The 25393-nt window shown below is 36.6% G+C and carries 17 protein-coding genes; 15 read left to right on the top strand and 2 right to left on the bottom strand.

From position 1 onward, the window contains the following. Nucleotides 1-62: 62 nt before the first annotated feature. Nucleotides 63-794, bottom strand: coding sequence for a FadR/GntR family transcriptional regulator (locus Q0940_RS13650; protein WP_299269496.1), 732 nt, complete (start codon nucleotides 792-794; stop codon nucleotides 63-65). Between the two features lie 266 nt (nucleotides 795-1060). On the opposite strand from Q0940_RS13650, the gene Q0940_RS13655 reads away from it, so the two are divergent. The 11 genes from Q0940_RS13655 (at nucleotide 1061) to Q0940_RS13705 (ending at nucleotide 14219) form a co-directional block, all read left to right on the top strand. Beyond that, complete coding sequence (locus tag Q0940_RS13655; RefSeq protein WP_299269499.1) at nucleotides 1061-1252, top strand: hypothetical protein; 192 nt, start codon at nucleotides 1061-1063, stop codon at nucleotides 1250-1252. 133 nt (nucleotides 1253-1385) lie between these two features. Further along, nucleotides 1386-3674 carry a polysaccharide lyase 6 family protein gene (locus Q0940_RS13660; RefSeq protein WP_299269501.1) on the top strand — a complete coding sequence of 763 codons (2289 nt, stop codon included), beginning with the start codon at nucleotides 1386-1388 and terminating at the stop codon, nucleotides 3672-3674. 8 nt (nucleotides 3675-3682) lie between these two features. Beyond that, the gene (locus Q0940_RS13665) at nucleotides 3683-5929 is read left to right on the top strand and encodes a heparinase II/III family protein (protein WP_299269503.1); all 2247 of its coding nucleotides are present in this window, start codon (nucleotides 3683-3685) and stop codon (nucleotides 5927-5929) included. Between the two features lie 164 nt (nucleotides 5930-6093). After that, nucleotides 6094-7389, top strand: a complete 1296-nt coding sequence (locus tag Q0940_RS13670) for an MFS transporter (RefSeq protein WP_299269505.1) — start codon at nucleotides 6094-6096, stop codon at nucleotides 7387-7389. Nucleotides 7390-7430: 41 nt separating this feature from the next. Beyond that, a complete protein-coding gene (locus tag Q0940_RS13675) occupies nucleotides 7431-8399 on the top strand; it encodes a sugar kinase (RefSeq protein ID WP_299269507.1) in 969 nt (322 codons plus the stop codon). A 181-nt stretch (nucleotides 8400-8580) separates the two neighbouring features. Then, complete coding sequence (locus tag Q0940_RS13680) at nucleotides 8581-9753, top strand: NAD(P) transhydrogenase subunit alpha (RefSeq protein WP_299269510.1); 1173 nt, start codon at nucleotides 8581-8583, stop codon at nucleotides 9751-9753. Beyond that, a complete protein-coding gene (locus Q0940_RS13685; protein ID WP_105051973.1) occupies nucleotides 9753-10028 on the top strand; it encodes an NAD(P) transhydrogenase subunit alpha in 276 nt (91 codons plus the stop codon). The genes Q0940_RS13680 and Q0940_RS13685 overlap by 1 nt, the downstream gene beginning before the upstream one ends. Nucleotides 10029-10037: 9 nt before the next feature. Then, on the top strand, nucleotides 10038-11420 hold the full coding sequence (locus Q0940_RS13690) for an NAD(P)(+) transhydrogenase (Re/Si-specific) subunit beta (protein ID WP_299269545.1): 1383 nt from the start codon (nucleotides 10038-10040) through the stop codon (nucleotides 11418-11420). Nucleotides 11421-11535: 115 nt separating this feature from the next. After that, nucleotides 11536-12153, top strand: a complete 618-nt coding sequence (eda, locus tag Q0940_RS13695; RefSeq protein WP_299269514.1) for a bifunctional 4-hydroxy-2-oxoglutarate aldolase/2-dehydro-3-deoxy-phosphogluconate aldolase — start codon at nucleotides 11536-11538, stop codon at nucleotides 12151-12153. 11 nt (nucleotides 12154-12164) lie between these two features. Continuing rightward, nucleotides 12165-13244, top strand: a complete 1080-nt coding sequence (gene fbaA / locus Q0940_RS13700) for a class II fructose-bisphosphate aldolase (RefSeq protein ID WP_299269517.1) — start codon at nucleotides 12165-12167, stop codon at nucleotides 13242-13244. Between the two features lie 9 nt (nucleotides 13245-13253). Continuing rightward, nucleotides 13254-14219, top strand: a complete 966-nt coding sequence (locus Q0940_RS13705) for a class 1 fructose-bisphosphatase (RefSeq protein WP_299269519.1) — start codon at nucleotides 13254-13256, stop codon at nucleotides 14217-14219. Between the two features lie 135 nt (nucleotides 14220-14354). On the opposite strand, the gene Q0940_RS13710 is transcribed toward Q0940_RS13705, so the two are convergent. Beyond that, the gene (locus Q0940_RS13710) at nucleotides 14355-15203 is read right to left on the bottom strand and encodes a hypothetical protein (RefSeq protein WP_299269522.1); all 849 of its coding nucleotides are present in this window, start codon (nucleotides 15201-15203) and stop codon (nucleotides 14355-14357) included. Between the two features lie 684 nt (nucleotides 15204-15887). Between Q0940_RS13710 and Q0940_RS13715 the strand changes: the two genes are divergently transcribed. The 4 genes from Q0940_RS13715 to Q0940_RS13730 all read left to right on the top strand — a co-directional run bounded on the left by Q0940_RS13715 (nucleotide 15888) and on the right by Q0940_RS13730 (nucleotide 25278). Beyond that, nucleotides 15888-18983 carry a TonB-dependent receptor gene (locus Q0940_RS13715; RefSeq protein WP_299269525.1) on the top strand — a complete coding sequence of 1032 codons (3096 nt, stop codon included), beginning with the start codon at nucleotides 15888-15890 and terminating at the stop codon, nucleotides 18981-18983. A 453-nt stretch (nucleotides 18984-19436) separates the two neighbouring features. Beyond that, a complete protein-coding gene (locus tag Q0940_RS13720; RefSeq protein ID WP_299269528.1) occupies nucleotides 19437-20840 on the top strand; it encodes a TolC family protein in 1404 nt (467 codons plus the stop codon). 2 nt (nucleotides 20841-20842) lie between these two features. After that, nucleotides 20843-22192, top strand: coding sequence for an efflux RND transporter periplasmic adaptor subunit (locus Q0940_RS13725; protein WP_299269531.1), 1350 nt, complete (start codon nucleotides 20843-20845; stop codon nucleotides 22190-22192). Nucleotides 22193-22194: 2 nt separating this feature from the next. After that, complete coding sequence (locus tag Q0940_RS13730) at nucleotides 22195-25278, top strand: efflux RND transporter permease subunit (RefSeq protein WP_299269536.1); 3084 nt, start codon at nucleotides 22195-22197, stop codon at nucleotides 25276-25278. Nucleotides 25279-25393 lie beyond the last annotated feature (115 nt).

A 25393-nucleotide genomic window follows, 5' to 3' on the forward strand; every position in this document is an offset into this window, starting at 1 on the left:
AACCAATTTGGTTTCTTTTTTTTTACTTTTCTTATGATTAGATAATTATCTAGTACTTTAAATTAGCTAACCAAGTGACTCAACGAGTATAAATCACGAGTCTCATTATTCTTTCTCTTAACTTCTTCTAACGCTTTGGCTTCTGTTGCATCAAATAGTGCATTAATAAGACGATTAAAGTGCTCATGCATCGCTATGCGAGCTTTCTGCGCATCTCCTGCTTTCAATGCATTGTAGATATCTCTGTGCTCATCTTTACGTTTATTTACGTTTGATTGACATACCATACGATAAGCTTCTTTGATATTTTCTTTACTTTCTCTTAAAAACCAAAAATTTTGTACTGCAAATAAAATAGCATTATTACGGGTAGCTCGAGAGATGATTGAGTGAAATTCTTTATCGGCTTGATCGGCATCAATACCTGCTTCCATTTTTACTAAATTGCTGTGCAGTTGCTCCAATTCTTCTTTAGTAATACTTCCAGCTGCTAACGCGGCAGCTTCACCTTCCACTAAGGCTCTTGCTTGAGTTAACTCAAAGGCAGTAACAAATAATTGCTTATTTGCTTCATCTGGCTTTTCAATAACATAAACACCCGAACTTGTTTTAACTTCAACACGTTGGCGTACTTCTAATGCAATAATTGCTTCGCGAACTGTAGGGCGGCTAACGTCAAACTGTTCTGCTAGTACACGCTCCGGTGGTAAACGACTACCAGGAGGGTAATTGCCAGAATCAATAAGTAATTCGATTTTGTCTACGATATCCCAAAATAATCGGCGGTTTTGCATTTTTGGTCTCTTTGTCTATCTACAGCTAAGCTGGATTTATTGAAAATTTAATTGTCACTAGTATATCGTTATATCAGCTTTTATTGAATAATCAAATTGGTTAATGAATAAGTTTTATTTGGTTGGTGTTTTTTTGTTAAATGGTTAACCAAAGTGGTTGACAATGCTTTAATATATTGGTTGAATGGGATTGTATATATAAAAAAAACAATAATTATAAGAGAAAATCAATGGGTACTCACATCAAATTAAACAGGGTTAGTAGAGTGTTACGTCAAAACATTCACTATCAAAAAAAATTCTTATACACGTCTACAATTTTATCTATGTTGGCATTTCCAGCTTTTGCTATGGGAGCAACTGACAAAGATCAAGTTGGGAAAGCTGTTGAAGTAATTAAAGCTAATTACTTGTATTCAGTAGTGAAATCTGAAATGGCGCCTAAAGCAAAGTTTTAATTAGATTTTTGTGAAATATCTCGGCTGAGTTTTGTTGTGGACAGGCTGAGAGTACTTTGGAAACCTTTGAATATCGCACGTTTCAAAGGTTTCCAATTCCATTTCCAGTATAAGTTTAAAAGAGTGAATTTGAATGTTGAATAAATTAAAGAATATCAAATCGTTAACTAAGTCGGTTGTAAAACTTAGTCTTGTTGTTGGTTTAATGCAGTCAAACCTTGTTTTGGCAAAAGATTATTTAATTAAAAGCCAATCTGAATATAAAAAAGTTTATAAAAAATTAGATGCAGGTGACAAAGTCATCTTAGCCAATGGCACATGGGAAAACTTTGAAGTTGTTTTTCAAGGCCAAGGCACAAAAGAGCAGCCAATAACTTTACAAGCAGAAAGTAAAGGTAAAGTCTTTTTAACTGGTAACTCTAATTTGCGCTTATCTGGTGAGTATTTAGTGGTATCAGGTTTAGTTTTTAAAGACGGTTACTCTCCTACGAGTGAAGTGATTTCATTTCGCCGTAATAAAGAAAATTTAGCTAATCACTCACGTGTTACTGAAGTTGTCATTGATAATTACAGTAATCCAGATAAATACGACCAAGATAAATGGGTTGTTATGTATGGTAAGCACAATCGATTTGACCATAATTACTTAGCTGGTAAACGTAACGCTGGTGTAACTATGGCTGTTAGATTAAATACTGAAGATAGCCAAGAGAATCATCATAAAATAGATCATAACTACTTTGGCCCTCGTCCTGTTTTAGGTTCTAACGGTGGTGAAACATTACGAATTGGTACTAGCCATTACTCATTAACAAACTCATTTACTACTATTGAAAATAACTACTTTGACCGTTGTGATGGTGAAGTTGAGATTATTTCTAATAAGTCAGGTAAAAATAAAATCCTTAATAACGTATTTTACGAATCAAGAGGCACATTAACCTTACGCCATGGGAATGGTAATTTAGTTGAAGGTAATGTGTTTTTTGGTAATGGTAAAGATCACACTGGCGGTATACGTGTTATTAATGCTGATCAAATAATTCGTAATAACTACATGGAAGGGTTAACAGGCTATCGATTTGGTAGTGGTTTAACGGTAATGAATGGCGTACCTAATTCGTCAATCAATCGTTATCACCAAGTTAACAACGCATTAATTACTAACAATAGTTTAATTAATATTGATCATATTCAGCTGGCAGCTGGAAGTGACGCTGAGCGTTCAGCGGCTCCAGTTAACAGTAAGTTCCAGAACAATTTAATAGTGCATGATAAAAACATAGATGGCTTAGCACTATTTGATGATGTGAGCGGTATTAAGTTTAGTGGCAATAAAACACATCAAGTTAAAAATCCAACAATAAGTAATGGCTTTGAAAGTTCAAATATTAAGCTAAAACGTGCAGCCAATGGCTTGTTGTATCCTATTGACCCTGCGTTCGCAAAAGTGGGTGTTGATAAATCTATATCTCCAATTACAAAAGCGGAAGTTGGTCCTAGCTGGTATGCAAAAAAAGAACCTCTAGTTCAATTTGACTCTGGTAAAACGATCACAGTTTCTCCTGGTGAAGATGCCTTAATTAATGCAGTTAAAGGTGCTAATGACGGCGATATAATTTATTTAACACCTGGACAATATACTGTTACTAAAACCTTGTTCCTGGACAAAGTTCTTACTTTTAAGGGTGATAAAAACAAAGTCGATATTGTCTTTCAACGTAAGACTTTATTTACCATTGAAGATAAAGGTAGTTTAAAAATATCGGGTCTAAACATAAGTGGTAAAGAAGCGCCAGATCAAGCGGGTAATGTATTGATCAGCAATACTAAACTACCCACTATTTATAATTTTAGATTAGAAATTCTAGACTCAAAAATTAGTGACCTTGATGTTAATCATTCATTCCATGTATTTGACTCGGGTTATCGTGCATTTGCTGATGCAATTGTGATAAAAAATTCACAATTCACTAACATCACAGGCGACATTTTACGTTTAAACAAAGAACTTGATGACTTAGGTATTTATAACGCTGAATATGTCACCTTAGACAACAATGTATTTAACAAGGTAGAAGGTACGATAGCTAATCTATACCGTGGTGGTACTGATGAAAGTACATTTGGACCACATTTTATTATGACCAATAACAAACTTAAACAAGTTGGTAACGGTAAACGTAATAAGTCAAAAGCGGTAATGACAATTCATGGTGCGCAAGTAACCGATATTGAAAATAATGTATTTGATATGACACCAGCGATTGTAATTAATCATACGGTAGGTGAGCCTCAAACTGTTATTCGTAATAATAAGTTCGGTCAAGCTACTGATATTAAAGTTTCAGAGTTAAATGCAGATGGCCCTCATACGGCAATATTAGAAAATAATTCGTTCAAAAAAACGACAAGTAAATAGGACGTATTATGAATTATTTAACTCGTATTACCTCGTCACCAAAACAGGTTCTAGCATTTGTTGTATTTTTAACTTTGTTGATTGCAGCATTCTCTATTCAAGCTAAAGATGCTAATCCGCGATTAGTTTCGACTCAAGCAGATATAGCTAAAATGCGTTTGGCTATTAAAACTCCGGGGTCATTTAAAACTAAATTTGAACAGCAAAAACGCAGTGTAGATAAGCAAATGGAACAGGCGATTACGGTCCCTGTTCCCGCTGATGGTGGTGGTGGTTACACTCACGAACGTCATAAGAAAAACTACAAGCTAATGTATGAAGCTGGAATGTTATTCCAATTAACTCAAGATAAAAAATACGCTGAGTTAGTACGAGATATGTTACTGCAATATGCAGACTTATATCCAACTTTAGATGTTCATCCAAAACGTAAAGCGGGTGCGAACAACCCAGGTAAGCTTTTTTGGCAAAGCCTAAATGAAGCGGTTTGGTTGGTTTACAGCATTCAAGCTTATGACTTTGTTTTACCAGCGTTAAAAGAAAAAGAGATAACTAAAATTGAGCAAGGTATATTCCGCCCAATCGTTAAGTTTTTATCTGTGGATTCTCCTGCAACGTTTAATAAGGTTCATAATCACGGCACTTGGTTAACTTCTGGTGTTGGTATGGCAGGATATGTATTAAATGAGCCAGAATGGGTTGAACAAGCACTTTACGACTTAGATAAATCAGGTAAAGGCGGGTTTTTAAAACAGTTAGACGAACTGTTCTCTCCTCAAGGTTATTACAATGAAGGTCCATATTATCAACGTTATGCTTTATTGCCTTTTATTACATTCGCTAAAGCGATAGAAAGTAATGAACCTGAGCGTAAAATCTTTGAATACCGCGATGGTATTGTATTAAAAGCGATTACTACAACAATTCAGTTAAGTTATAACGGCCTGTTCTTCCCAATCAATGATGCAATCAAAAGTAAAGGTATCGACACTATTGAGTTAGTTAACGGCGTTACTATCGCTTACGGATTAACCGGTGATACGGGCTTATTAGAGATAGCTCAAATTCAAGATCAAATCATATTAACAGGTGACGGTCTTAAAGTTGCCCAAGCACTTGACGCTGGCAAAGCAACACCTTATGAATTTGAATCTGTTGCTTTTGGTGATGGAGCAGACGGTACGCAAGGTGCGTTAGTTATTATGCGTCAGTCAAGTTCTAATAAAGCGACTGAAACAGATACTCAAGCTGTATTGTTTAAACCTGCGGCACAAGGTTTAGGACATGGTCATTTTGACAAATTAACTTGGCAGTTCTATGACAAAGGAGCAGAGATTGTTTCTGATTATGGCGCAGCCCGTTTCTTAAATGTTGAGGCTAAATATGGCGGTCGTTATTTACCAGAGAATGACACTTATGCTAAACAAACTGTATCTCACAACACTGTTGTGGTTGATGAAAGTTCTCATTTCAATGCAAATGTAAAAAAAGGTAATGCAAATCACCCAAAACATTTGTTTTTTGTAAATGACAAAAACGTTAAGTTAAGCTCAGCCACAATATATTCTGCTTATGAAGGTGTTGAGTTAACTAGAACCTTAGCGTTAATTAACTTGCCAGAGCAAGATCAAACACTAGTAATTGATGTATTTGATGTGAACTCTAAAAAAGCACATCAGTTTGATTTACCCGTTCATTATCAAGGTCAATTTATTGATAGCAACTTTGCTTTAAATGCTAATGACAAGACTATGTCTGCATTGGGTGATAAAAATGGTTACCAACATTTATGGTTGAAAGCACAAGCAACTCCTAAAGCTGGTTTAGCTCGAGTTACTTGGTTGCATGATAATGGCCGCTTCTATACTCAAAGTTCAATAGAGACAGGCAACAGTCAAATATTGTTTACTCAAATTGGTGCTAATGATCCTAACTTTAATTTACGGAATGAAAATGCATTTATTCATCGTGTTAAAGATACCAAAAAGCATAGCTTTGTAAGCATACTAGAGCCTCATGGTGAATATAATCCTTCAAAAGAATTTACTATATCAGCAACCAGTAAAGTAAGCGGTTTAGCTCATGTAGATGATGATAACGTAACTGCGGTATTGATCAGTTTCCTTGATGGTAAACAGTGGGTATTAGCCTACAACAAACAATCTGTGACAAAGGCTAAGAGATCAGAATTTAGCTTGAAAGGCAAAAAGTATACATTTAGTGGTCAGTATCTATTACAAAAAATTACTAAATAGTAAGATTTGAACTAAATTGTTATAAGAAAGATATACTTATACATTAATGTAGGTTGAGAAGATGTTTTGCAAAACTGAAACACTTCTCAAAACAAAACAATTATAAAAATAATCACAAATATCAAAATAACTAAAATAAAAAATATGGGTCAATGGGGAACACAATGAAAATAAAAAATTTAAGATGGTGGGTTATTGCCTTAATCGCACTAGCTACCGTTATTAACTATATAGACCGTTCTGCGCTTAGCGTATTGTGGCCAGATATAGTGGAAGATCTGTTTCCTGACGAATCAGCTTTAGAACGTAAACAAATATATGCCAACATCTCTATTGTTTTCATATTGTCTTATGCCTTTGGTCAAGCAATATTCGGCAAGATTTTTGACTGGGTAGGTACACGTTTAGGCTTTGTTTTGTCTATTGGTGTTTGGTCGCTAGCAACCGCTGCTCATGCACTTGCGCAGGGCGTACTTAGTTTTAGTATTTTCCGTGCAGTCTTAGGTGTGGCAGAAGCTGGTAATTGGCCTGGCGCAGCTAAAAGTAACGCAGATTGGTTTCCAACTAAAGAGCGTGCCTTAGCCCAAGGTATCTTTAATTCAGGTGCGGCTATTGGCGGTATTGTTGCAATCCCTTTGATTGCTTATTTAACTGTATTTTTTAACTGGCAAATGGTTTTTGTTGTTATCGGTCTAGTCGGCTTGTTATGGCTAATCCCTTGGATTATTTTGGTTAAAGCGCCACCTAAGTCTCATCCTTGGATAACGGATGAAGAACGCGAATATATTTTAACGGGTCAAAGAAATACTGAAGCAAACATAGATTCTGATGAAGAAGAATATAACCCTACAACGGGTGAGTTACTTTCTCATAAGCAAAGCTGGGGTGTCATTATCGCCTCTGCCGCTATCGACCCTATTTGGTGGTTATTTGTATTTTGGATCCCAATTTACCTTAACGAAGTTTACGGTATGGATGTAAAAGCGATTGGTATTTACGGTTGGGTTCCATACGTAGGCGCTATGTTCGGAGCTTGGTTTGGTGGGCTTTTAGCACAAAATAGAATTAAATCTGGTTGGAATACAGATAAAACTCGTAAGTTAACGATTACATTAGGTTGCTTGATAATGTTACCAGCACTATTAGCTATGGCTAATCCTGGTGGACCAACGGCTGCGGTTATCATCATGGCTGTTATCTTATTTGGTTTCCAAACGGCTATTGGTAACGTTCAAACCCTACCAAGTGATCTATTTGGTAAGAAAGCAGTAGGAACACTTTCTGGTTTTTCTGGAATGGCAGCTAAATTAGGTGCATTAGGCTTAACAGCTCTAGTTCCTATTTTAACAGCTGATGGTAATTACGCTCCTGCATTTATTATTGGTGCATCTTTAGCGGTTATAGCTATTGCAGCTATTTGGATCCTTATTCCAAAAATAGAACCATTAAAAGCTAAGTAACTCAGTAATTAAAATAAACGATTAGTTTAGGAAGTAAAGTTGTGAAAAAAGTAGTCTTATTTGGCGAATGCATGATTGAGTTAAAACAAACAGGTAATAGCGATAGCGTACCTGTTCAAATGCAGCAAGGATTTGCCGGAGATGTGTTTAATGCAGCGGTTTATTTAACTCGATGTTTTAACGATATAGATATCCAGTTATTTACCGCATTAGGGCGCGATGACTATAGCAACAGCATGAAAGACTACTTAAAAGCTGAGAACGTAGGTACGGATTTAATATTAATCTCAGAAGATAAAATTCCGGGGTTATATTCAATCCAAACCGACAGCTCTGGTGAACGCAGTTTTACTTATTGGCGTAACGATGCAGCTGCACGTTACACAATGGAGTTGTTGACTGACGATATAATAGAAAAGTTAAAGCAAAGCGATATGTTTGTTTTTTCTGGTATTTCATTAGCCGTTATTAAACCAGAATTAAGAGAACGTTTTTGGCAGCTAATTGCACAATTAAAACAGGCTGGGGTCGAAATTGTATTCGACCCTAACTATCGCCCCCGTTTATGGGCTGATACCACAGAGACTAAAACTCAATACGAACTGGCATTACAAGAAAGTGACTATGTATTACCAGGTATAGAAGATTTTGAAGTGTTATACGGTTTAAGCACGTTTGAAGACGTAGCTGACTTTTGTAAACCTTATAATATTAAAGAGTTAGTGATTAAAGATGGGCCAAATGGCGTCTTAATCATCCAACAACAAAACAGTGAAAAAAATGATAACCAGCCAACTCAGCAGTTTATCAATATTGAACCTGTTAAAACTGTAATAGATACAACATCAGCAGGGGATTCATTTAATGGTGTCTACTTAGGCGCTAGATTAAGTGATTTAACGGTTGAACAAGCTGTTTCAAAAGCAGCCAAGACAGCTGGGTTTGTTATCCAACACCCTGGTGCCATTGTCGAAAAGTCTATATTCCATAAATTTACCAAGACGTTGTAAGGACATTTTTATCAATAAAAACCTAATAACGTTAAGCGTATCAATAAAACAGAGCTAACCACTTAAGTTAGCCTTTAGCTTGGTCAATACGGCCAAGACTACACCCAAAATATTAACATTCGTTCTGGCGCATGCTGTTTAGTGCTAGGGGATTTTTACGTCTCAAATTTGAGGAGCAATTATGCCAACTTTAGCTTTTCCAAAAGAAACCTTAAATGGTGAAAAGCGCTGTGCATTGCTACCAAGCAATGTAAAAGCATACAAACTCTTAGGCGCAGCAGTCATTATAGAAGCTGGCCTTGGAAAGGGTATCCATATTACGGATGAAGAGTATAAACAGGCTGGAGCCGAAGTCGTTGATAAACGTGAGAAGTTGTTAAAACAAGCGGACGTTGTGTTATCTATTCATAAATTGCCTCTGTCAGAATTAAGCTTAATTGCAAATAAAGTGGTGATCAGTTTTTTAGACCCGTTCAATAACGCAGATTATGTTGCGCAACTTTGTCAGCAAAATATAACGAGCTTCAGTATGGAGATGATCCCTAGAAGTACTCGTTGTCAGAAAATGGATGCACTAAGTTCACAGGCTAGTTTGGCTGGTTATGTGATGGTGGTTAAAGGCATTAGTGAATTGCCTGCAGTATTACCTATGATGATGACAGCCGCAGGGACAATTAAACCGGCCAAAGTATTTGTTATCGGTGCTGGTGTTGCAGGATTACAAGCCATTGCAACGGCAAAACGTTTAGGCGCTGCGGTTACTGCATTTGATACTCGTGCGGTTGTGGCTGAGCAAGTTCATTCATTGGGTGCAAAATTCTTAGATATTGATTTAGGTGAAACTGGTCAAACGGCTCAAGGTTATGCGCAAGCATTAACAGCTGAACAAATGCAAATTCAACAACAAGAGCAAGCTAAATGTATTGCTGATTCCGACATAGTGATCACAACAGCACAATTATTTGGTCGTAAGCCGCCAGTATTAATTAACAAGGATACAGTGGCATTAATGAAGCCGGGTTCTGTGATTGTTGATATGGCAGCTGAAAATGGCGGCAACGTTGAAGGTTCTGTTGCTGGCGAAACTGTTGTGGTAAATGGTGTAACGGTTGTAGGTACAGGTAACTGGTCAAACGATGTGGCTAAAAATGCCACTCAAATGTATGGCAATAATGTATTTAACTTGGTGAGTGAGTTTTGGCAAGAACAAGAGTCAGAAAATGAAAGTGAAGCAAAACAATGTGAATTTGTTATTGACCTAGGCGACGATATTCAAGCCAACGCGGTGATCACTCATCAAGGTTTGATTTCAAATGAAATGATTAAAAATCACTTACAGAAGGAACAAGCATAATGACTGCAATTTATCTTTTATTTATCTTAATGTTATCTGTGTTTGTTGGCTTTGAGTTAATCCGAAAAGTACCTGCGACTTTGCATACTCCACTGATGTCTGGAGCGAATGCGATTTCTGGTATTACGGTAATTGGCGCTTTAGCTTTAGCGGGTGGCGAGTATGGGCAATGGTCTACTTGGTTAGGTGCAATTGCGGTGTTTTTAGCAACGGTTAATGTTGTCGGTGGTTACTTAGTAACGGACCGTATGTTAGCTATGTTCAAGAAAAAGTAGGGCGTGATGATGCTTGATTCTATTCTCGATACTTCATTATTAATAAACTTTGTTTATGTTATATCTGCTACGTTATTTATCTTTGGTTTAAAATTATTAAGTCACCCATCTACAGCGCGTAAAGGTAATTTATTATCTGCACTTGCTATGTTAATCGCGATTGTTGTTACTTTGTTGGATAAACAAATTATATCGTTTGAATTGATTTTAGTTAGCATATTGGCAGGATCTGCTGTCGGTGTGTATGCCGCTAAGAAAATTGAAATGACGTCAATGCCTGAGCTTGTCTCCTTGTTTAATGGTATTGGTGGCTTGGCGAGTTTAGCGGTTGCTTGGGCAACAATTGCAGGTGGCGTTAACTTATCGACGTTTGTATTGTTTGTTAGTTTCTTAGCCTTGCTAATTGGTGCGATAACATTTTCAGGCAGCGTGGTTGCTTGGGCTAAATTGAGTGAGCGGATGATAGGTCGCCCTGTTGTATTTAAAGGTCAAGCAGTGGTTAATGTTTTATTAATTGTAGCGATTGTTGTATCTGCTATTTTATTAATACAACAACCAGAAGTAACAACTTGGCATTATTTAGTCATTGGTTTAGCGCTATTAATGGGGGTGATGTTTGTGCTTCCAATTGGAGGTGCGGATATGCCAGTGGTTATTTCTTTATTAAATAGCTATTCAGGTTTAGCGGCTTGCGCGGCTGGTTTTGCGTTAGAAAATAACCTTCTTATTGTTGCAGGTTCGTTAGTTGGTGCCAGTGGCATTATCTTAACTAATATCATGTGTAAAGCCATGAACCGCTCTTTAGTTAGTGTGTTAACTTCAGGTTTTCAACCTGTTGTAACAAGCGAGATGGTGATTGAGGGCGAAGTAAAACCGTTATCTGCCGACGATGCATTTTATGTATTGGAAGCTGCTCAGTCGGTTTTAGTTATTCCTGGTTACGGTATGGCTGTAGCGCAAGCACAACATGCAATGAAAGAGCTACAAGGTTTATTAGAAGACAACGGTGCTGAAGTAGCTTATGCCATTCATCCTGTTGCTGGGCGTATGCCTGGTCATATGAATGTTTTGCTAGCAGAAGCTGATGTTTCCTATGAGCAGTTATTTGAAATGGACGAAATCAATTCACGTATTGAGGGTTTTGACGTTGCTATAGTTATAGGTGCTAACGATGTAGTTAACCCAGCAGCACGTGAAATGAAAGGTAGCCCAATTTACGGTATGCCAGTGATTAACGCCGATTTAGCTAAAAATGTATTTGTCCTAAAACGTGGAATGGCAGCTGGTTTTGCAGGGGTGGATAATCCTCTGTTCTTTAAACCAAACTGTCGCATGATTTTTGGTGACGCAAAAGAAACGTTAAACAATATTATTCGTCAGTTTTCAGATTAATATTGTTCAGTGTTAACAGTGACCTTGAAGGTGGAATTATCTTCAAGGTTTTATATTAAAATTTGTATTCATAAATTTACAATCCGTAACTCACAATAAATATAAAGGTAATTCAATGACTTCTTTTTCTAGTTTAATGGGTACACAGACTTTACTGCCAATTATTCAAGCTAACTCCGTAGAGCAAGGTGTAAATATCGCAAAGGCGATGGCAGCAGCAGGCTTAAAATTAGTAGAAGTAGTATTGCGCACTGATGCATCATTACAAGCTATAACGGCAATTAAACAGCAGGTTCCAGAGCTAATTGTTGGCGCGGGGACAGTAACCAACGAAATTATTCTACAACAGGCAATTGATGCAGGTTCCGACTTTATCGTCACGCCTGCGGTATCAGAAAAACTACTTGGTTTTTTAGTTGATTGCGGTGTTCCTGTGTTACCTGGTGTTTCAAATACCGGTGATATTTTGATGGCGAGAGAATTTGGTTTTACTGAGTTAAAACTTTTCCCAGCAGCTTTGTCTGGTGGCGTACCATTTTTATCTGCGGTAAACTCTGTTTTTCAAGACATAAAGTTTTGTCCAACTGGTGGTGTATCTCCTAAAAATAAAAACGATTACTTATCATTAACTAATGTAATAGCAGTTGGTGGTACGTGGGTATGCCTAAAAGAATGGGTAGAAAATGAAAACTGGCAAGCGATTACTGACGCATGTAAAGAAGCAATTAACTAAGGAAGCAAGTAATGTCTAAACTTACTGAAATGTTAAAGCCTGGGGTGATTTTAGCAGATGATGTCCAGCATATATATGATCACGCAAGAGCAAATCAATATGCATTACCAGCGGTAAATGTCATAGGTACTCATTCCATAAATGCAACATTGGAAGCGGCTGTAAAAGTTAACTCTCCAGTGATCATTCAATTATCAAATGGTGGAGCAGCATTTTTTGTAGGTAAAGGCATTGGTTTAGAAGGGCAAGGTGCTGCGGTTGCTGGTGCAATAGCTGCCGCTAAATATGTTCATGCTGTTGCTGGTTTATACGGTGTTCCCGTTATTTTAAATACTGACCACGCAGCTAAAAACCTACTTCCTTGGATAGATGGTTTACTCGATGCAGGTGAGCAGCATTATGCTGAAACTGGTAAGCCGTTATACAGTTCTCACATGATAGATTTATCGGAAGAGCCATTAGAAGAGAATATTGAAATTTGCGCAAAGTACTTAGCTCGCATGAGTAAAATAGGTATGACGTTGGAAATTGAACTAGGTTGTACTGGTGGTGAGGAAGACGGTGTCGATAACTCTCATATGGACAGTTCAGAGCTTTATACTCAACCAGAAGATGTAGCCTACGCATATGAGCAGCTTTCTAAGGTGAGTGATAAATTTATTATTGCGGCTTCGTTTGGTAATGTTCACGGAGTTTATAAGCCAGGTAACGTAGTGCTAACACCTGAAATTTTAAAGAACTCTCAAGCTTATGTTTCTGAAAAATTTGGTTTACCAACTAATAGTCTTAATTTTGTGTTTCATGGTGGTTCAGGCTCTGAGCCTGAAAAAATTGCTGAGTCGCTAACTTATGGCGTCATAAAAATGAATATAGATACTGATACCCAGTGGGCCAGTTGGGAAGGTGTTTTGAATTATTACAATGATAAACAAGGTTATTTACAAGGCCAAATTGGTAATCCAGATGGCGATGACAAACCTAATAAGAAATACTATGATCCACGTGTTTGGTTACGTCATGCAGAAACATCAATGACAACTCGACTTGAACAGTGCTTTGCAGAATTAAATTGTATAAATAGATATAGCTAAGGGTTTCTGATGAAAAGATTAGTACCAGTATTAAAAAAAGATAATGTGGACTTGGAGCTGATCATGTTGATCAGAACCATCTTAGCTGCATCTAAAGAGATTGCATTTCGTGTAAGCCAAGGCGACTTAGCTGGTGTTTTAGGCTCTACTTTGGATGAAAATATTCAAGGTGAAGTACAAAAAAAACTAGATGTGATATCTAATCAGTTATTGAAAGATATGTTGCTAGATGACGACTCTGTTCGTGCAATCGCTTCTGAAGAAGAAGACTTTGTAGTTGCAGGTCATAAAGGCGCTCCTTATATTGTTGCCTTTGATCCACTGGATGGTTCATCTAATGTCGATATTAATGGGCAAATTGGTACTATTTTCACTATTTATGCAGCCAGAGACGATGTTGCCGACGACAGTGAATTGCAATTTGCTCAGCAAGGTAAAGATCAGCTTTGTGCTGGTTATGTGCTTTATGGCGCTTCAACCTTACTAGTGATGACAACTGGCGGACCTACACGTTGTTTCACTCTGGATTTAACCCACGGTGGCTATTTGTTAACGGATAGTGAGTGTGAAATACCAGTAGAGACAAAAGAGTTTGCTGTTAACATAGCTAATTATCGTTATTGGTCTGAACATACTAAAGCGTATTTTAATGATGTGTTATATGCGTCTGAAGACTATGCAGGTTCATCCATGCGTTGGAATGCAGCTATGGTTGGTGATATGCATCGTATTATCAGCCGTGGTGGTTTATTTTTATACCCTGAAGATAGCCGACCTGGCAACCAAAATGGCAAAATCAGATTACTATACGAAGCGAATCCGTTAGCTATGCTGGCAGAAAACGCTGGTGGTAAAGCGACAGCCGCAGGTAAGCGTATTTTGGATATACAACCAAGTTCATTACATCAACGTGTACCTGTTGCCTTAGGGTCGGTTAAACAAGTTGATGAGTTTAATAAAGTGACGGTTAAATAAGTCTATTTATAACTTATCGTATGTTTATAAAAACCTAGTTTTATACCAATTCATTAATTCAATTGGTATTACTAGGTTTTTTGCTTTTTAAGATAAAAATTAGGGCTAATGAGGCAAAGTGTATCAATCCGATTATTATATTGTGGGATCAGATAAGTTAACGCCTTTGATCATATACAGATCATCGTACTTTAAACCACCATTACCATAGGGGGCCTTTTTAGAGCCTGTATTACAGTTCATTAAAAATGCGATTAATGGTAACTCTCTAGCCATTCTAAAAGTAGCATTAGAAAATACTTTAGTTTGTATTGGAAATTCATCCCCACCTTTAAAATACACATCATAAACTTGTCCACCTTGGCTTTTGTTAGCGTTATTTACTACATACCAAATTTGATACCAAGAACCTGGAATAAGTGGATTAGCGTCTTTTTGTAAAGCGTGATTTTGAATATTTGCATAATCACCTACTACTTTTACCATTAAAGCTCCGGTATTCACTTTTCCGTTTGATTCTTTTTTATCGGTCACTCTTAGAGTGGGTTCAAAAGCATTGTAATCATTTTTTTCAATATCTTCTGCTGACATATTACTTATGCCAAAGGCATGATTGTTGGGAAAAGATTCAACATTAATACGAGTATAAAAGGTATATGTTTCACCAACATTTACAGGGACTGGTAATGATTTATATGTTAGTGCTTTTCTATTACCAATAATCCCATCTGCAGCTGGCTTTTTTATTAGGTAGTAGTTGTCTTTATCAGGTTCAAAACTACGCTTAGTTATTTGAGGATTGGGTATTTTAGGTGACGTGTCATTTTTGGTATCTGCCTTGACCCATGATGATAGGCTAGATTGCGATTCAAAGTTGTCAATTAAAATCCAATTGTTAGCGAACGCGTTTGGAATAGGGTAAATAAATGCCAATAATAAAGTAACTAGATTTATTTTATCTGTGTAGCTTAATTTTTTGTTCATTGTTTATCTCTAATAAAAAATTTACAGCTTTTGTTAAGGAAGAGTTAAGCACAACAATGTAATAAAGGAGTTTAAACTTAAACCTAGAAAATTATACAAGTTAACTTAATCCATAAATAACTAATTTGTAGTAGCTAATCAATCAGATTTGCTAAAGGTAGCAAAAAACAAATCAAATTTGATAGTTAATAATTACATTTACTTTCATTTTGGTAAGTTTTTTACAATAAATTAAGCTTAATAACCGTTAATCATATTGACTAATCAGTTCCATTTTAATCATAACCTTAACTCTTAAAATGGTTGTTTGTCATACAATTTGGTAAATATTATTGTAATTAGGCGGTTTTGTTTTATATGTATTTTATAGTGTATGTTAAATGTTTTCGATGTAACTAATTGATTGTGTTTGATTTTATTGAGTTGTGCTGTTCGGTGAAAATTAAGTGGTAAAAACATTTATAACTTAAACCTATTTGTGGTTTGAATTAAGAAGTTAATTGTATTATAAATGGTTAACCAAATTTAAAAAAATAAAGAATAATATAATTGAATTTGGTTATTAACTTACTGCATTTTGGTAATACAAGGTAGTTTGTGAGTAAAATATGTATCCAGTTGTACTTTGGTTATGTCAAAGGTGGATACCTCGATAAGTAGAATCAATCAACAGGGTTATACAATATGAAACTTAATAAAATAATGTCTGCATTTAATATGCAGAGCACATTAAATCGCAATATATATGCATCTTCATTAGCTGCGCTATTATTAGCTACTCCAACTTATGCCGCAGAGCCTGAAGATGCAAACGTCGAAGTTATCGAGGTAAAAGGTATTCGTGGTTCATTAGCAAGTGCTCTAAATGAAAAGCGTTCATCTAATGGCTTGATTGAAGTTATTGAATCTGAAGATATCGGTAAACTTCCTGACCAAAACCTAGCTGAAGTATTAGAAAACTTAACAGGTGTCCAAATTACGCGTACTGCTGGTGTTGGTACTGGCGTACAAATCCGTGGTAGTAATAGTAATATTGTGCAAATTAACGGCATGCAAACTGTAGGTACAGGTTCTGGCCGTACTGGTATGAAGTTTGAAGATTTATCTGCTGGTATTATTGCTGGTGTAGAAGTTATTAAAGCTCCTCAAGCAAAACACACAGAAGGTTCTGTTGGTGGTACAGTTAATCTTAAAACTATCCGCCCTCTTGCATTAAGTGAAACCTTGGGAACAATAAGAGTTCAAGGTGAAGATAGTAGCTTAACTGAAGATGGTATTATGCCAAGGATGTCAGGTGCTTATGGTGATAAGTGGGAATTAGATAATGGCGGAAAATTTGGTGTTGTTGTAAGTGGTAGTTATTCATTACAAGAAGCAACGTCATTTCGTCCTCGTGTTGACCGTGATGCATTAGTGGAAAATAAAGATGCGGATGTTATACGTTATGACGATGATGGATTGCCAGTTCTCGAAGATCAAGCTACTCAAAGATCTGCGGCACAAGAGTTTGATTATTTAGGAATTCAGTTCTTAAACCAAGAGTTAGAAAACTTTGAATATGAGACTACTAACTTCGCAGGTACGTTAGAATTTTCACCTAATGCAGATATGAAGTTTTTTGTTGACACTATCTTAACTAAACAAGAAGTTCGTCAAGAAAGTACGCGTGTTCAAGTTTCAGGTGTATCAGATTTGCTAAATACTGATGTACCAACTGAATTTGAAACTATCGACTATGGATCACTAGGTGGTCAAGATCTTGGTGAAATTCAAGCTGCAGTAAAAGGTACTTTAGGCATTAATGGTGAAGATCCAAACTTACGTTTTAACAGTGATAATGCAGCTCGTAAAACTGATACTATATTAATTCGCTTAGGTGGTGAGTGGCAAGTTAATGATGATTTATTTGTTAGTGCTGAATTTTCAACCGCCTCTTCTAAGACGACAACACCTAAGTTAGATTCACAGCTAAACTTCATAAATCCTAATGTAAATACTCCTGTTACTGATTTAGACATAAATGGTAATTACACAAGTGATTCGAAAAACGATAATGCAGTTCCTACTATATATGACTTAACTGGTGGAGCATTAAGTTTTGGTATAGATTTTGATTCTCCTTATGCGCCAACTGTGGCTCAACTTTTAGATCCAAGTAATGTAGTACTTGACCAAGTTGATTATAGCCTTGGTGAAGTAGAAAACGAAGATACGGCTTTCCGTGTAGATACTAACTATTACTTAGATTCGGTTATTACTTCAATTGATGTTGGTTTCCGCTATAACAAGGTAAGCCATGATTCAGTGTCGACTTCTGACCGTATTGGTGGCTTTAGCTCAATGATAGATAGCCCAGGAGGCGATTTATTCTCGGATATCTTAGTTGCAGGGCCTAGTAACTTCGGTGATGCTGATGGACGTGAATTAGCTATTCGCAACTTTGTTATAATCAATCCAGATTTAGCTTATGAAAACCCACAAGCGGTTATAGATACATTACATACGGCCATGGATGAACATCGTGCAGATATGGAAGCATTGGGGATCACCTTTAGTGATGACCCTGACTACTTACAAACAGAGCCATCAGAATCAGATGCATTTTATGTAGAAGAAACAACGACAGCTCTTTATGCTCAAGCTAACTTTGAGTGGGAAATGATCCGTGGTAATGCTGGTGTACGTTATATTTCATCTGAAGTATCTTCAAAAGGTGCAACTGAACTTAACGGTGAATTCACAACACAAACGTATGAAGGTGATTATAGTTATGTTTTACCTCGTATAAACGTGGTAGCTGATGTAATGGATGATGTAGTTGTTCGATTTGCATGGGGACAAGATATTAAACGTCCTTCATTCGGTAGTCTTAATACGAATGCAAGCTTTAGTCCTACTGAAAATGCTTCTGTAACTATTGGGAATCCTAATTTAGAGCCTGAAGAAGTCACTACTTTAGACTTGTCTGCAGAGTGGTATTTTGCTGAAGCTGCGGTTGTAAGTATTGGTTACTTTAATAAAGACATTACTAACTTACAGGTTTCTGGTTTAGATACGGCTGCTTTATTGGCTAATAATGGTCGTGAAACTGACCCATCATGTCCGGGTGGTGGTGTATTTAACCCTATCGCAGAGCCTAATATCTTCAATGCTGGTGGCGATGTAGGTATGTGTGTTGATAGAGAAACTTCGGTAAACGATAGTGCAACTATTACTCAGTCTGGTTTTGAAATGGCATTTCAATATGATCTTTCAGCATTTGAGGATGACTTAGGTTGGGCATCAGGCTTTGGTATTCAAGCTAACTATACTATCCAAAAGTATGATGGCGGCTCTGTTGAAAATGAATCAGCTTCTCGCGGTACTGATATATTTAATGCTATAAACGGTATTTATGATAGCGCTGATTTTGTAGAAGTAACTGAAGTTCAAGGTCTTCTAGATTTCTCAGAGAATGCTTACAACTTGACGGCATACTATGAAAAACATGGTTTGTCTGCTCGTTTACGCTACACATGGCGTGAAGCGTTCCGTACAGATGATACTGCTGCAGGTGCTTCTCGTAACTCTACTTTAGGTTTTCCTGTTGTTACACACGACAGAGGTCAGTTAAATGCAAGTGTTAGTTATGATGTAAATGAGCAACTAAACCTAGGTATAGAAGCAATTAACTTAACTAAATCTGAAATTACACAATCTTGTGTGAATGAAGGTGCACAGTTCTGCTTCCAAGGGCTAGCTGACCGAAGAATAACATTTGGTGCTAGCTATAAGTTTTAATGTAGAAATAAAGAGTGTTTAATTAAACATTGACCTCTTAATATCTTAATTAATAAAAGCCTACTTCGTTTGAAGTAGGCTTTTTTATTCCTTCCTATCTTGAAATATTTTTAGTAATTAATTGTCGGTACCGTGTTAATAATCTAATTTATACAAAAAAATACTTATTATACTTTAATGGACTGCTCGTTCATTATTGGTTGTTGACCGCAAGTGCGTTTGTACATAGTAATAAGCTAGGTAAAATAAGAAAATTCATCGAGTTAAGGCATTAAATTTCTCATTTGAGGATATTTATGTCCTTATATAAGGATAATTAAATATTAGTTTAACGTGTTAGGTTTTTAATTTGATTAACTCTTTGAAATTTAAGTATAAAAATGGTCGGTATGAATCTTGATTGTTTTGCCGTCTTATTGTTGTTTAAACCCTAAAATTTTTGGATCTAGATAAATGTTGTTTCAAAAAAAATCATATCTAAGTTTTATATTAGCTAGTAGTTTTATTGTTACAGGTTGTACAACAAACTCGGCCATAGAAACTGAATTGGACTCAATTCCAACACCAAAAAATTGGTCAAAAGAAAATGTATTAACAGAAAAAGTTAATACGCATAACAATACATTATGGTTAAAGAAACTTATAACTCCTGAGTTGCAACGTTATATAGAGATTGCGTTAGAAAATAACAGAAGTTTAAAGCAAGACCTATTTGATGTTGAAATTGCGGAGCAAAGTGTCATTGTTAGCGGTGCTACATTATGGCCTTCACTAGATCTTAATTTATCAACATCTAAACGCGATTATAGCGGTATAACAACAAGTAACGATTTGTCTTTGTCATTACAATATGAATTTGATATTTGGGGGAAGCTAGGTGCAGCTGAACGTCAAGTTAATTTAAGTTATGCAGCGTTATTAGCTCAATACGAACAACAAAAAAGAGAACTGATCTCTGATGTCATATTAGGTTGGTATCAAGTTATAGAGCAGGAACAGCAGTTATCTTTAGCTCAAAAAAGCTTAAAAAGTATTGAGCAAAACTTATCAATCATAGAAGCGGGTTATAACAGTGGGCTAAATACTTCGTTAGATGTATACCTAGCACGTAATGATGTTGCAAGTGAACGTTCAAAGGTTGCAACAGAGAAAACAACATTACAGTCAAACATTCGTGCGCTAGAACTTTTATTAGGTAAATACCCAAGTGCGGCTTTGCAAGCGGGAACTGCAGATATACCTGAATTAAGCCAAGCTGTTGCTGTTGGTGTTCCATCTGAGGTAGTAGCTAATAACCCAGAACTACAATATATGTGGAATTTATTATTAGCTGAAGATGCAGGATTAGCGTATGCCCACAAACAACGTTTTCCAAGTTTGAGTTTAACTGCAAGTACAGGAACCTCTAGTACTGAGTTATCTGATTTACTATCGTCAGATGTTGGTTGGTCATTGCTTGGTAATTTAACAGCACCAATTTTTAATGCTGGGCGATTAGCTGCAAATGAAGAAAGTGCTCGACTGGAAACCAAACAAGCAGAACAAGCTTATTTGGAAACCTTGTTTAGTACATTTTCAACCATAGAAAATAGTTTAACAGAAGCTGAAAATTTACAGCTGAGCTATCAGGCCAATATAGATGCGGCTGATAATGCAACACTGGCAGAAGAAGTTTCGTTTGAACAATATTTAAAAGGACTTGTTAGTTACACCACAGTGCTGGATGCACAAAGTCGTGCATATACGGCTCAGAGTTCTGTAATACAACTTAAATATGAAATGCTTAATACTCGCTTACAATTATTTACTGCCCTTGGTGGTAATTTCAGCTCAATTTTATCTAAGGACGTGAAGTAATTATGTCTCAATCAACTTCGAAATTTAAAAAATATATAATTCCAGCAGCTATTTTAGGTGGTGCGATTATCTTAGCGATATTTATTTTCTCCAACCCACCACAGGCTAATCGTCAAAAGCCTTCAAGAGCACCACAAATGACAGTAGAGGTACAAAATTTAGTTCCTCAGTTATATCAAATAAAGTTAAGTAGTTTTGGCACAATCAGGCCTAGAACAGAAAGTGTTTTAGTTGCTCAAGCATCAGGACAAATTAATTATATAAGTGATGACTTTCGTGATGGTGGATTTTTTGAACAGGGTGATGTTTTACTAAGATTAGATGACCGTGATCATCAAGCGGATGTAAAAATTGCACAAGCAAGTTTATTGGAAGCAAAACAAGTATTAGCAGAAGAGCAAGCTCGTTCAGAGCAAGCGTTGACCGATTGGCAGCGTTTAGGTAAAAAAGGAAAACCAAACTCATTAGTGTTAAGAGTACCGCAATTAGAAGCTGCTAAAGCTCAGTTATTATCAGCCGAAGCTCAACTTGATAAAGCAAAGTTAACCTTAGAACGTACCAAAATTGTTGCGCCATATGCTGGTCGAGTTTTAAACAAGAATGTTGATGTAGGCCAAGTGATTTCAGCTAACAGTGAATTAGCAGATATTTATGCAGTTGATTATGTTGAAGTTCGTTTACCTCTTAAAAATCAAGATTTAGAGTTGATTGACTTACCTGAAGAATATCGCAACAAGAAACTAAATAAAGAACCTGGACTTGTTATGTTTGAGTCAGAAATGAGTAAGAAACATAAATGGCAAGGCAGTTTAGTAAGAACCGAAGGCGCTATTGATAGTGATTCACAGCAACTCTACGTTGTAGCACAAATTGAAGACCCTTATGCATTAACCAAAGCTAATGACTCAGCCATTAAAATTGGTCAATATGTGAGTGCTCAAATTTCAGGTAAATTACTGTCAGACGTTTTGGTTATTCCAAACAAATCAATATACCAAGGTAATTACGTTTATATAGTTGAAGAAGGTGTACTTAAGCGTCGTGAAGTAACCTTGTTATGGAAAAATGAAACTGACGCAATAATCCGAACTGGTTTAAAACAAAACGAACAATTAGTAACTACATCTTTAGGCCAAGTTAGTTCGGGTACTCGTGTTTCTATTGCAGGTGCGGAGCCGGAAAAAACTATGGGTAAAGGTCCAAAAGGAAATAAACCTCGTAGCTTAAGTGACTTACCGCAAGAGCGACAAGATAATATTAAAAAAATGGCTGAAGAAGAGGGTGTTTCTGCAGAAAAAATGTTTGAGCAAATGCAAGCCAAACGCAAACAACGTATGTCTAGTGGAGACTGATCATGATTGCTTGGTTTACTAAAAATCACGTTGCAGCAAACTTACTGCTGATCACCATTTTATTAGCTGGAATATTTTCATTATCTAACCGTATTCCGCTTGAAGTTTTTCCGTCATTTGAATCTGATGTGGTATCGGTTAACGTTAGTTTACGTGGTGCAACACCAGAAGATGTAGAACAGGGTGTTTCTATTCGTGTTGAAGAAGCGGTGCAAGACTTGGAGGGGATTAAAAAAATTACTAGTCGTTCCTCTGAGGGGAGTGCGTCAATCAATATAGAAGTAGAATCAGGCTATGAGCCACGTGATATGTTGGCTGATATTAAAAGCCGAGTTGATGCTATTAATACGTTTCCTGCCGATGCTGAAAATCCAGTTGTTGGGTTGAGTCAACGTATTAGAGAAGTATTAACCGTTACTATTGCTAGTGATTATAGTGAAGCTGAGATCCGTGAATACGCTGAGTTTATTCGTGATGATATGTTACGCATACCTGGTATAACTCAATTGGAATTAACTGGGGTTCGTAACTACGAGATAACGATATCGGTTGACCAAGATAAATTACGCCAATATAACTTAACATTAAGTGATATCTCACAGTCAGTAGGTAATAGCTCGTTAGATATCTCAGCGGGGAATTTACGCAGTTCAGGTGGTGACATTTTACTTCGTTCTAAAGGTCAGGCCTATCACAAAGATGAATTTGCCAAAATAGTCGTTAAAAACAATGCCGATGGCAGTATTATCCATTTAGACGATGTAGCCACAATTAATGATGGTTTTGAAGAATATCCAATTAGAACCCGCTATAATGGAAAACAAGCCGTATTTATTGATGTCTACCGTATTGGTCAGCAAAGTGCGATTGACGTAGCTGATAAGGTAAAAGACTACATTATTGAACAACAAAATAATTTACCTGAAGGTTATGAGTTAAGTTATTGGGATGATAATTCTCAAGTTGTTAAAAACCGTTTAGCCACATTAACTTCAAGCGCACTGCAAGGTGGAATTTTAGTTCTTCTGTTATTAACATTATTTTTACGACCAGCTATCGCATTTTGGGTATTTATTGGTATTCCAATTTCCTTTATGGGCGCATTTATCGTGATGCCATTTTTTGGTATTACATTAAATATAATGAGTTTATTCGGTTTTATATTAGTACTAGGGATTGTGGTGGATGACGCCATTGTCACCGGAGAAAATGTATATACCCATATGCGGTATAACAAGTCCAGTGAAGAAGCTGCAATTAAAGGAACACAAGAAGTGGCGACACCAGTAACATTTGGTGTATTAACGACAGTTGTTGCCTTTTTACCTTTAGCTTTTATTGAAGGCAACCGAGGTGCTTTATTTGCTCAATTACCGGTTGTGATCATTCCCGTACTATTATTTTCATTAATTGAGTCTAAATTTGTTTTACCAGCACATCTAAAATTCATTAAATATCGTGAAGAGTCTGAGCTTGGTCGATTTTCTAAGTTCCAAAGAAACTTTGCCGATGGGTTTGAACACGCGATCATTAAGTATTATCAACCAATATTAAATAAAGCATTACGCAACAAAGGCATAACTATCTCTATGTTTATTGGAGCCTTTATTTTAGTTGTTAGTTTAATAATGGCAGGTTGGACTAAGTTTGTCTTCTTCCCTCGCATTCCAAGTGAAACTATTAGCATGAGCTTAACCATGCCAACAGGGACGCCTTTTGAGGTTACAGACAAGTTTATTAGAAAAATATCTGACTCAGCTGAAGAATTACAAGAAAAGTATATAGATGAAGATGGCCAGTCAATTGTTCTCAATATTTTAGCGATAACCGGTGGACGTGGTGGAACAACACATCAAGGCCGTGTGCGTTTTGAAATTAGTCCTCCGGAGGAGCGTGAGTCAACAATTACTTCAAGGCAATTATTAGCTGAATGGCGTGGGTTAATTGGCACAATTCCGGGTTCTGAGTCACTAGCATTTAGAGCTGAAATTGGTCGTTCTTCAGATCCAATTGATGTGCAATTATCAGCAACGTCAATCAAAGTATTGCAAGACGTTGCAGATAAAGTGAAAGAGCGACTGACTACTTACCCAACGGTATTTGATATTGCCGATAGCATGTCCGATGGCAAACAAGAGTTACAGATTGAACTTACTAAGCAGGGAGAAGCGCTTGGCTTAACTCGAAATAGTATTTCACAACAAGTAAGAACAGCATATTACGGCTCTCAAGTTCAACGTATTCAACGTGGACGTGATGATGTACGAGTTATGGTGCGTTTACCTCTTGAAGAGCGTGCTGCAATTTCCAATTTGGAGCATATCTTAATTAGTACACCGTCAGGTGGTGAAGTTCCGTTGTCACATGTCGCACAGTTAATTCCAGGGCAAAGTCCGTCGACAATAAGTCGAATTGACAGATACCGAGTATTAAACGTAACGGCCGATTTAGATAAAACTCAAACTAATATGACGGCATTAAACGCTGACTTAAAAGAGTATCTAGATGAATTAGTAGCTAAATATCCAGGCGTAAGTCATTCACTTGAAGGTGAAGCTAAGGAACAAAGAGAATCCTTTGGCTCATTACAGTGGGGATTATTATTAGTATTTTTTGCAATCTATTGTTTATTAGCGATCCCATTTAAATCGTATTGGCAACCAATGGCGGTTATGAGCGTGATCCCATTTGGCATTTTGGGTGCTGTAGTTGGTCATTGGATCATGGGAATGGACTTAACTATCATGAGTATATTAGGCATGTTGGCACTCGTTGGTGTTCTTGTGAACGACTCATTAGTATTGGTTGATTACATTAATAAAAAACGTAGTGAAGGTATGGCGTTGTTAGAAGCCGTATCAACTGCAGGTGCTGCAAGGTTTAGACCTGTAATGCTTACTAGTTTAACTACTTTTATTGGTTTATTACCTTTATTATTTGAAGAATCAACACAAGCGCAGTTCTTGATCCCTATGGGCGTATCATTAGGATTTGGAATTCTATTTGCGACTTTTATTACTTTGATTCTAGTGCCGGTAAACTACATGTTGCTAGATAAAATAGTGTCATATAAACCAGCAAATTAATTTAAAAAGTAATGAATAATTCAAAAAGGTCACATTATGTGTAATGCCGATCAGTTAAGAAATATTTAACGATCCATTGACCGATCTTTTGAATAGTTCAAAATCCGATATCAAT

It is taken from the genome of uncultured Psychrosphaera sp., assembly GCF_947500655.1.
GTDB lineage: Bacteria > Pseudomonadota > Gammaproteobacteria > Enterobacterales > Alteromonadaceae > Psychrosphaera.

Coding starts and splice junctions, on each gene's coding strand:
- Q0940_RS13650 (WP_299269496.1), bottom strand. CDS start 794: ATGCAAAACCGCCGATTATTTTGGGATATCGTAGACAAAATCGAATTA.
- Q0940_RS13660 (WP_299269501.1), top strand. CDS start 1,386: ATGTTGAATAAATTAAAGAATATCAAATCGTTAACTAAGTCGGTTGTA.
- Q0940_RS13665 (WP_299269503.1), top strand. CDS start 3,683: ATGAATTATTTAACTCGTATTACCTCGTCACCAAAACAGGTTCTAGCA.
- Q0940_RS13670 (WP_299269505.1), top strand. CDS start 6,094: ATGAAAATAAAAAATTTAAGATGGTGGGTTATTGCCTTAATCGCACTA.
- Q0940_RS13680 (WP_299269510.1), top strand. CDS start 8,581: ATGCCAACTTTAGCTTTTCCAAAAGAAACCTTAAATGGTGAAAAGCGC.
- Q0940_RS13685 (WP_105051973.1), top strand. CDS start 9,753: ATGACTGCAATTTATCTTTTATTTATCTTAATGTTATCTGTGTTTGTT.
- Q0940_RS13690 (WP_299269545.1), top strand. CDS start 10,038: ATGCTTGATTCTATTCTCGATACTTCATTATTAATAAACTTTGTTTAT.
- eda (WP_299269514.1), top strand. CDS start 11,536: ATGACTTCTTTTTCTAGTTTAATGGGTACACAGACTTTACTGCCAATT.
- fbaA (WP_299269517.1), top strand. CDS start 12,165: ATGTCTAAACTTACTGAAATGTTAAAGCCTGGGGTGATTTTAGCAGAT.
- Q0940_RS13705 (WP_299269519.1), top strand. CDS start 13,254: ATGAAAAGATTAGTACCAGTATTAAAAAAAGATAATGTGGACTTGGAG.
- Q0940_RS13710 (WP_299269522.1), bottom strand. CDS start 15,203: ATGAACAAAAAATTAAGCTACACAGATAAAATAAATCTAGTTACTTTA.
- Q0940_RS13715 (WP_299269525.1), top strand. CDS start 15,888: ATGAAACTTAATAAAATAATGTCTGCATTTAATATGCAGAGCACATTA.
- Q0940_RS13720 (WP_299269528.1), top strand. CDS start 19,437: ATGTTGTTTCAAAAAAAATCATATCTAAGTTTTATATTAGCTAGTAGT.
- Q0940_RS13725 (WP_299269531.1), top strand. CDS start 20,843: ATGTCTCAATCAACTTCGAAATTTAAAAAATATATAATTCCAGCAGCT.
- Q0940_RS13730 (WP_299269536.1), top strand. CDS start 22,195: ATGATTGCTTGGTTTACTAAAAATCACGTTGCAGCAAACTTACTGCTG.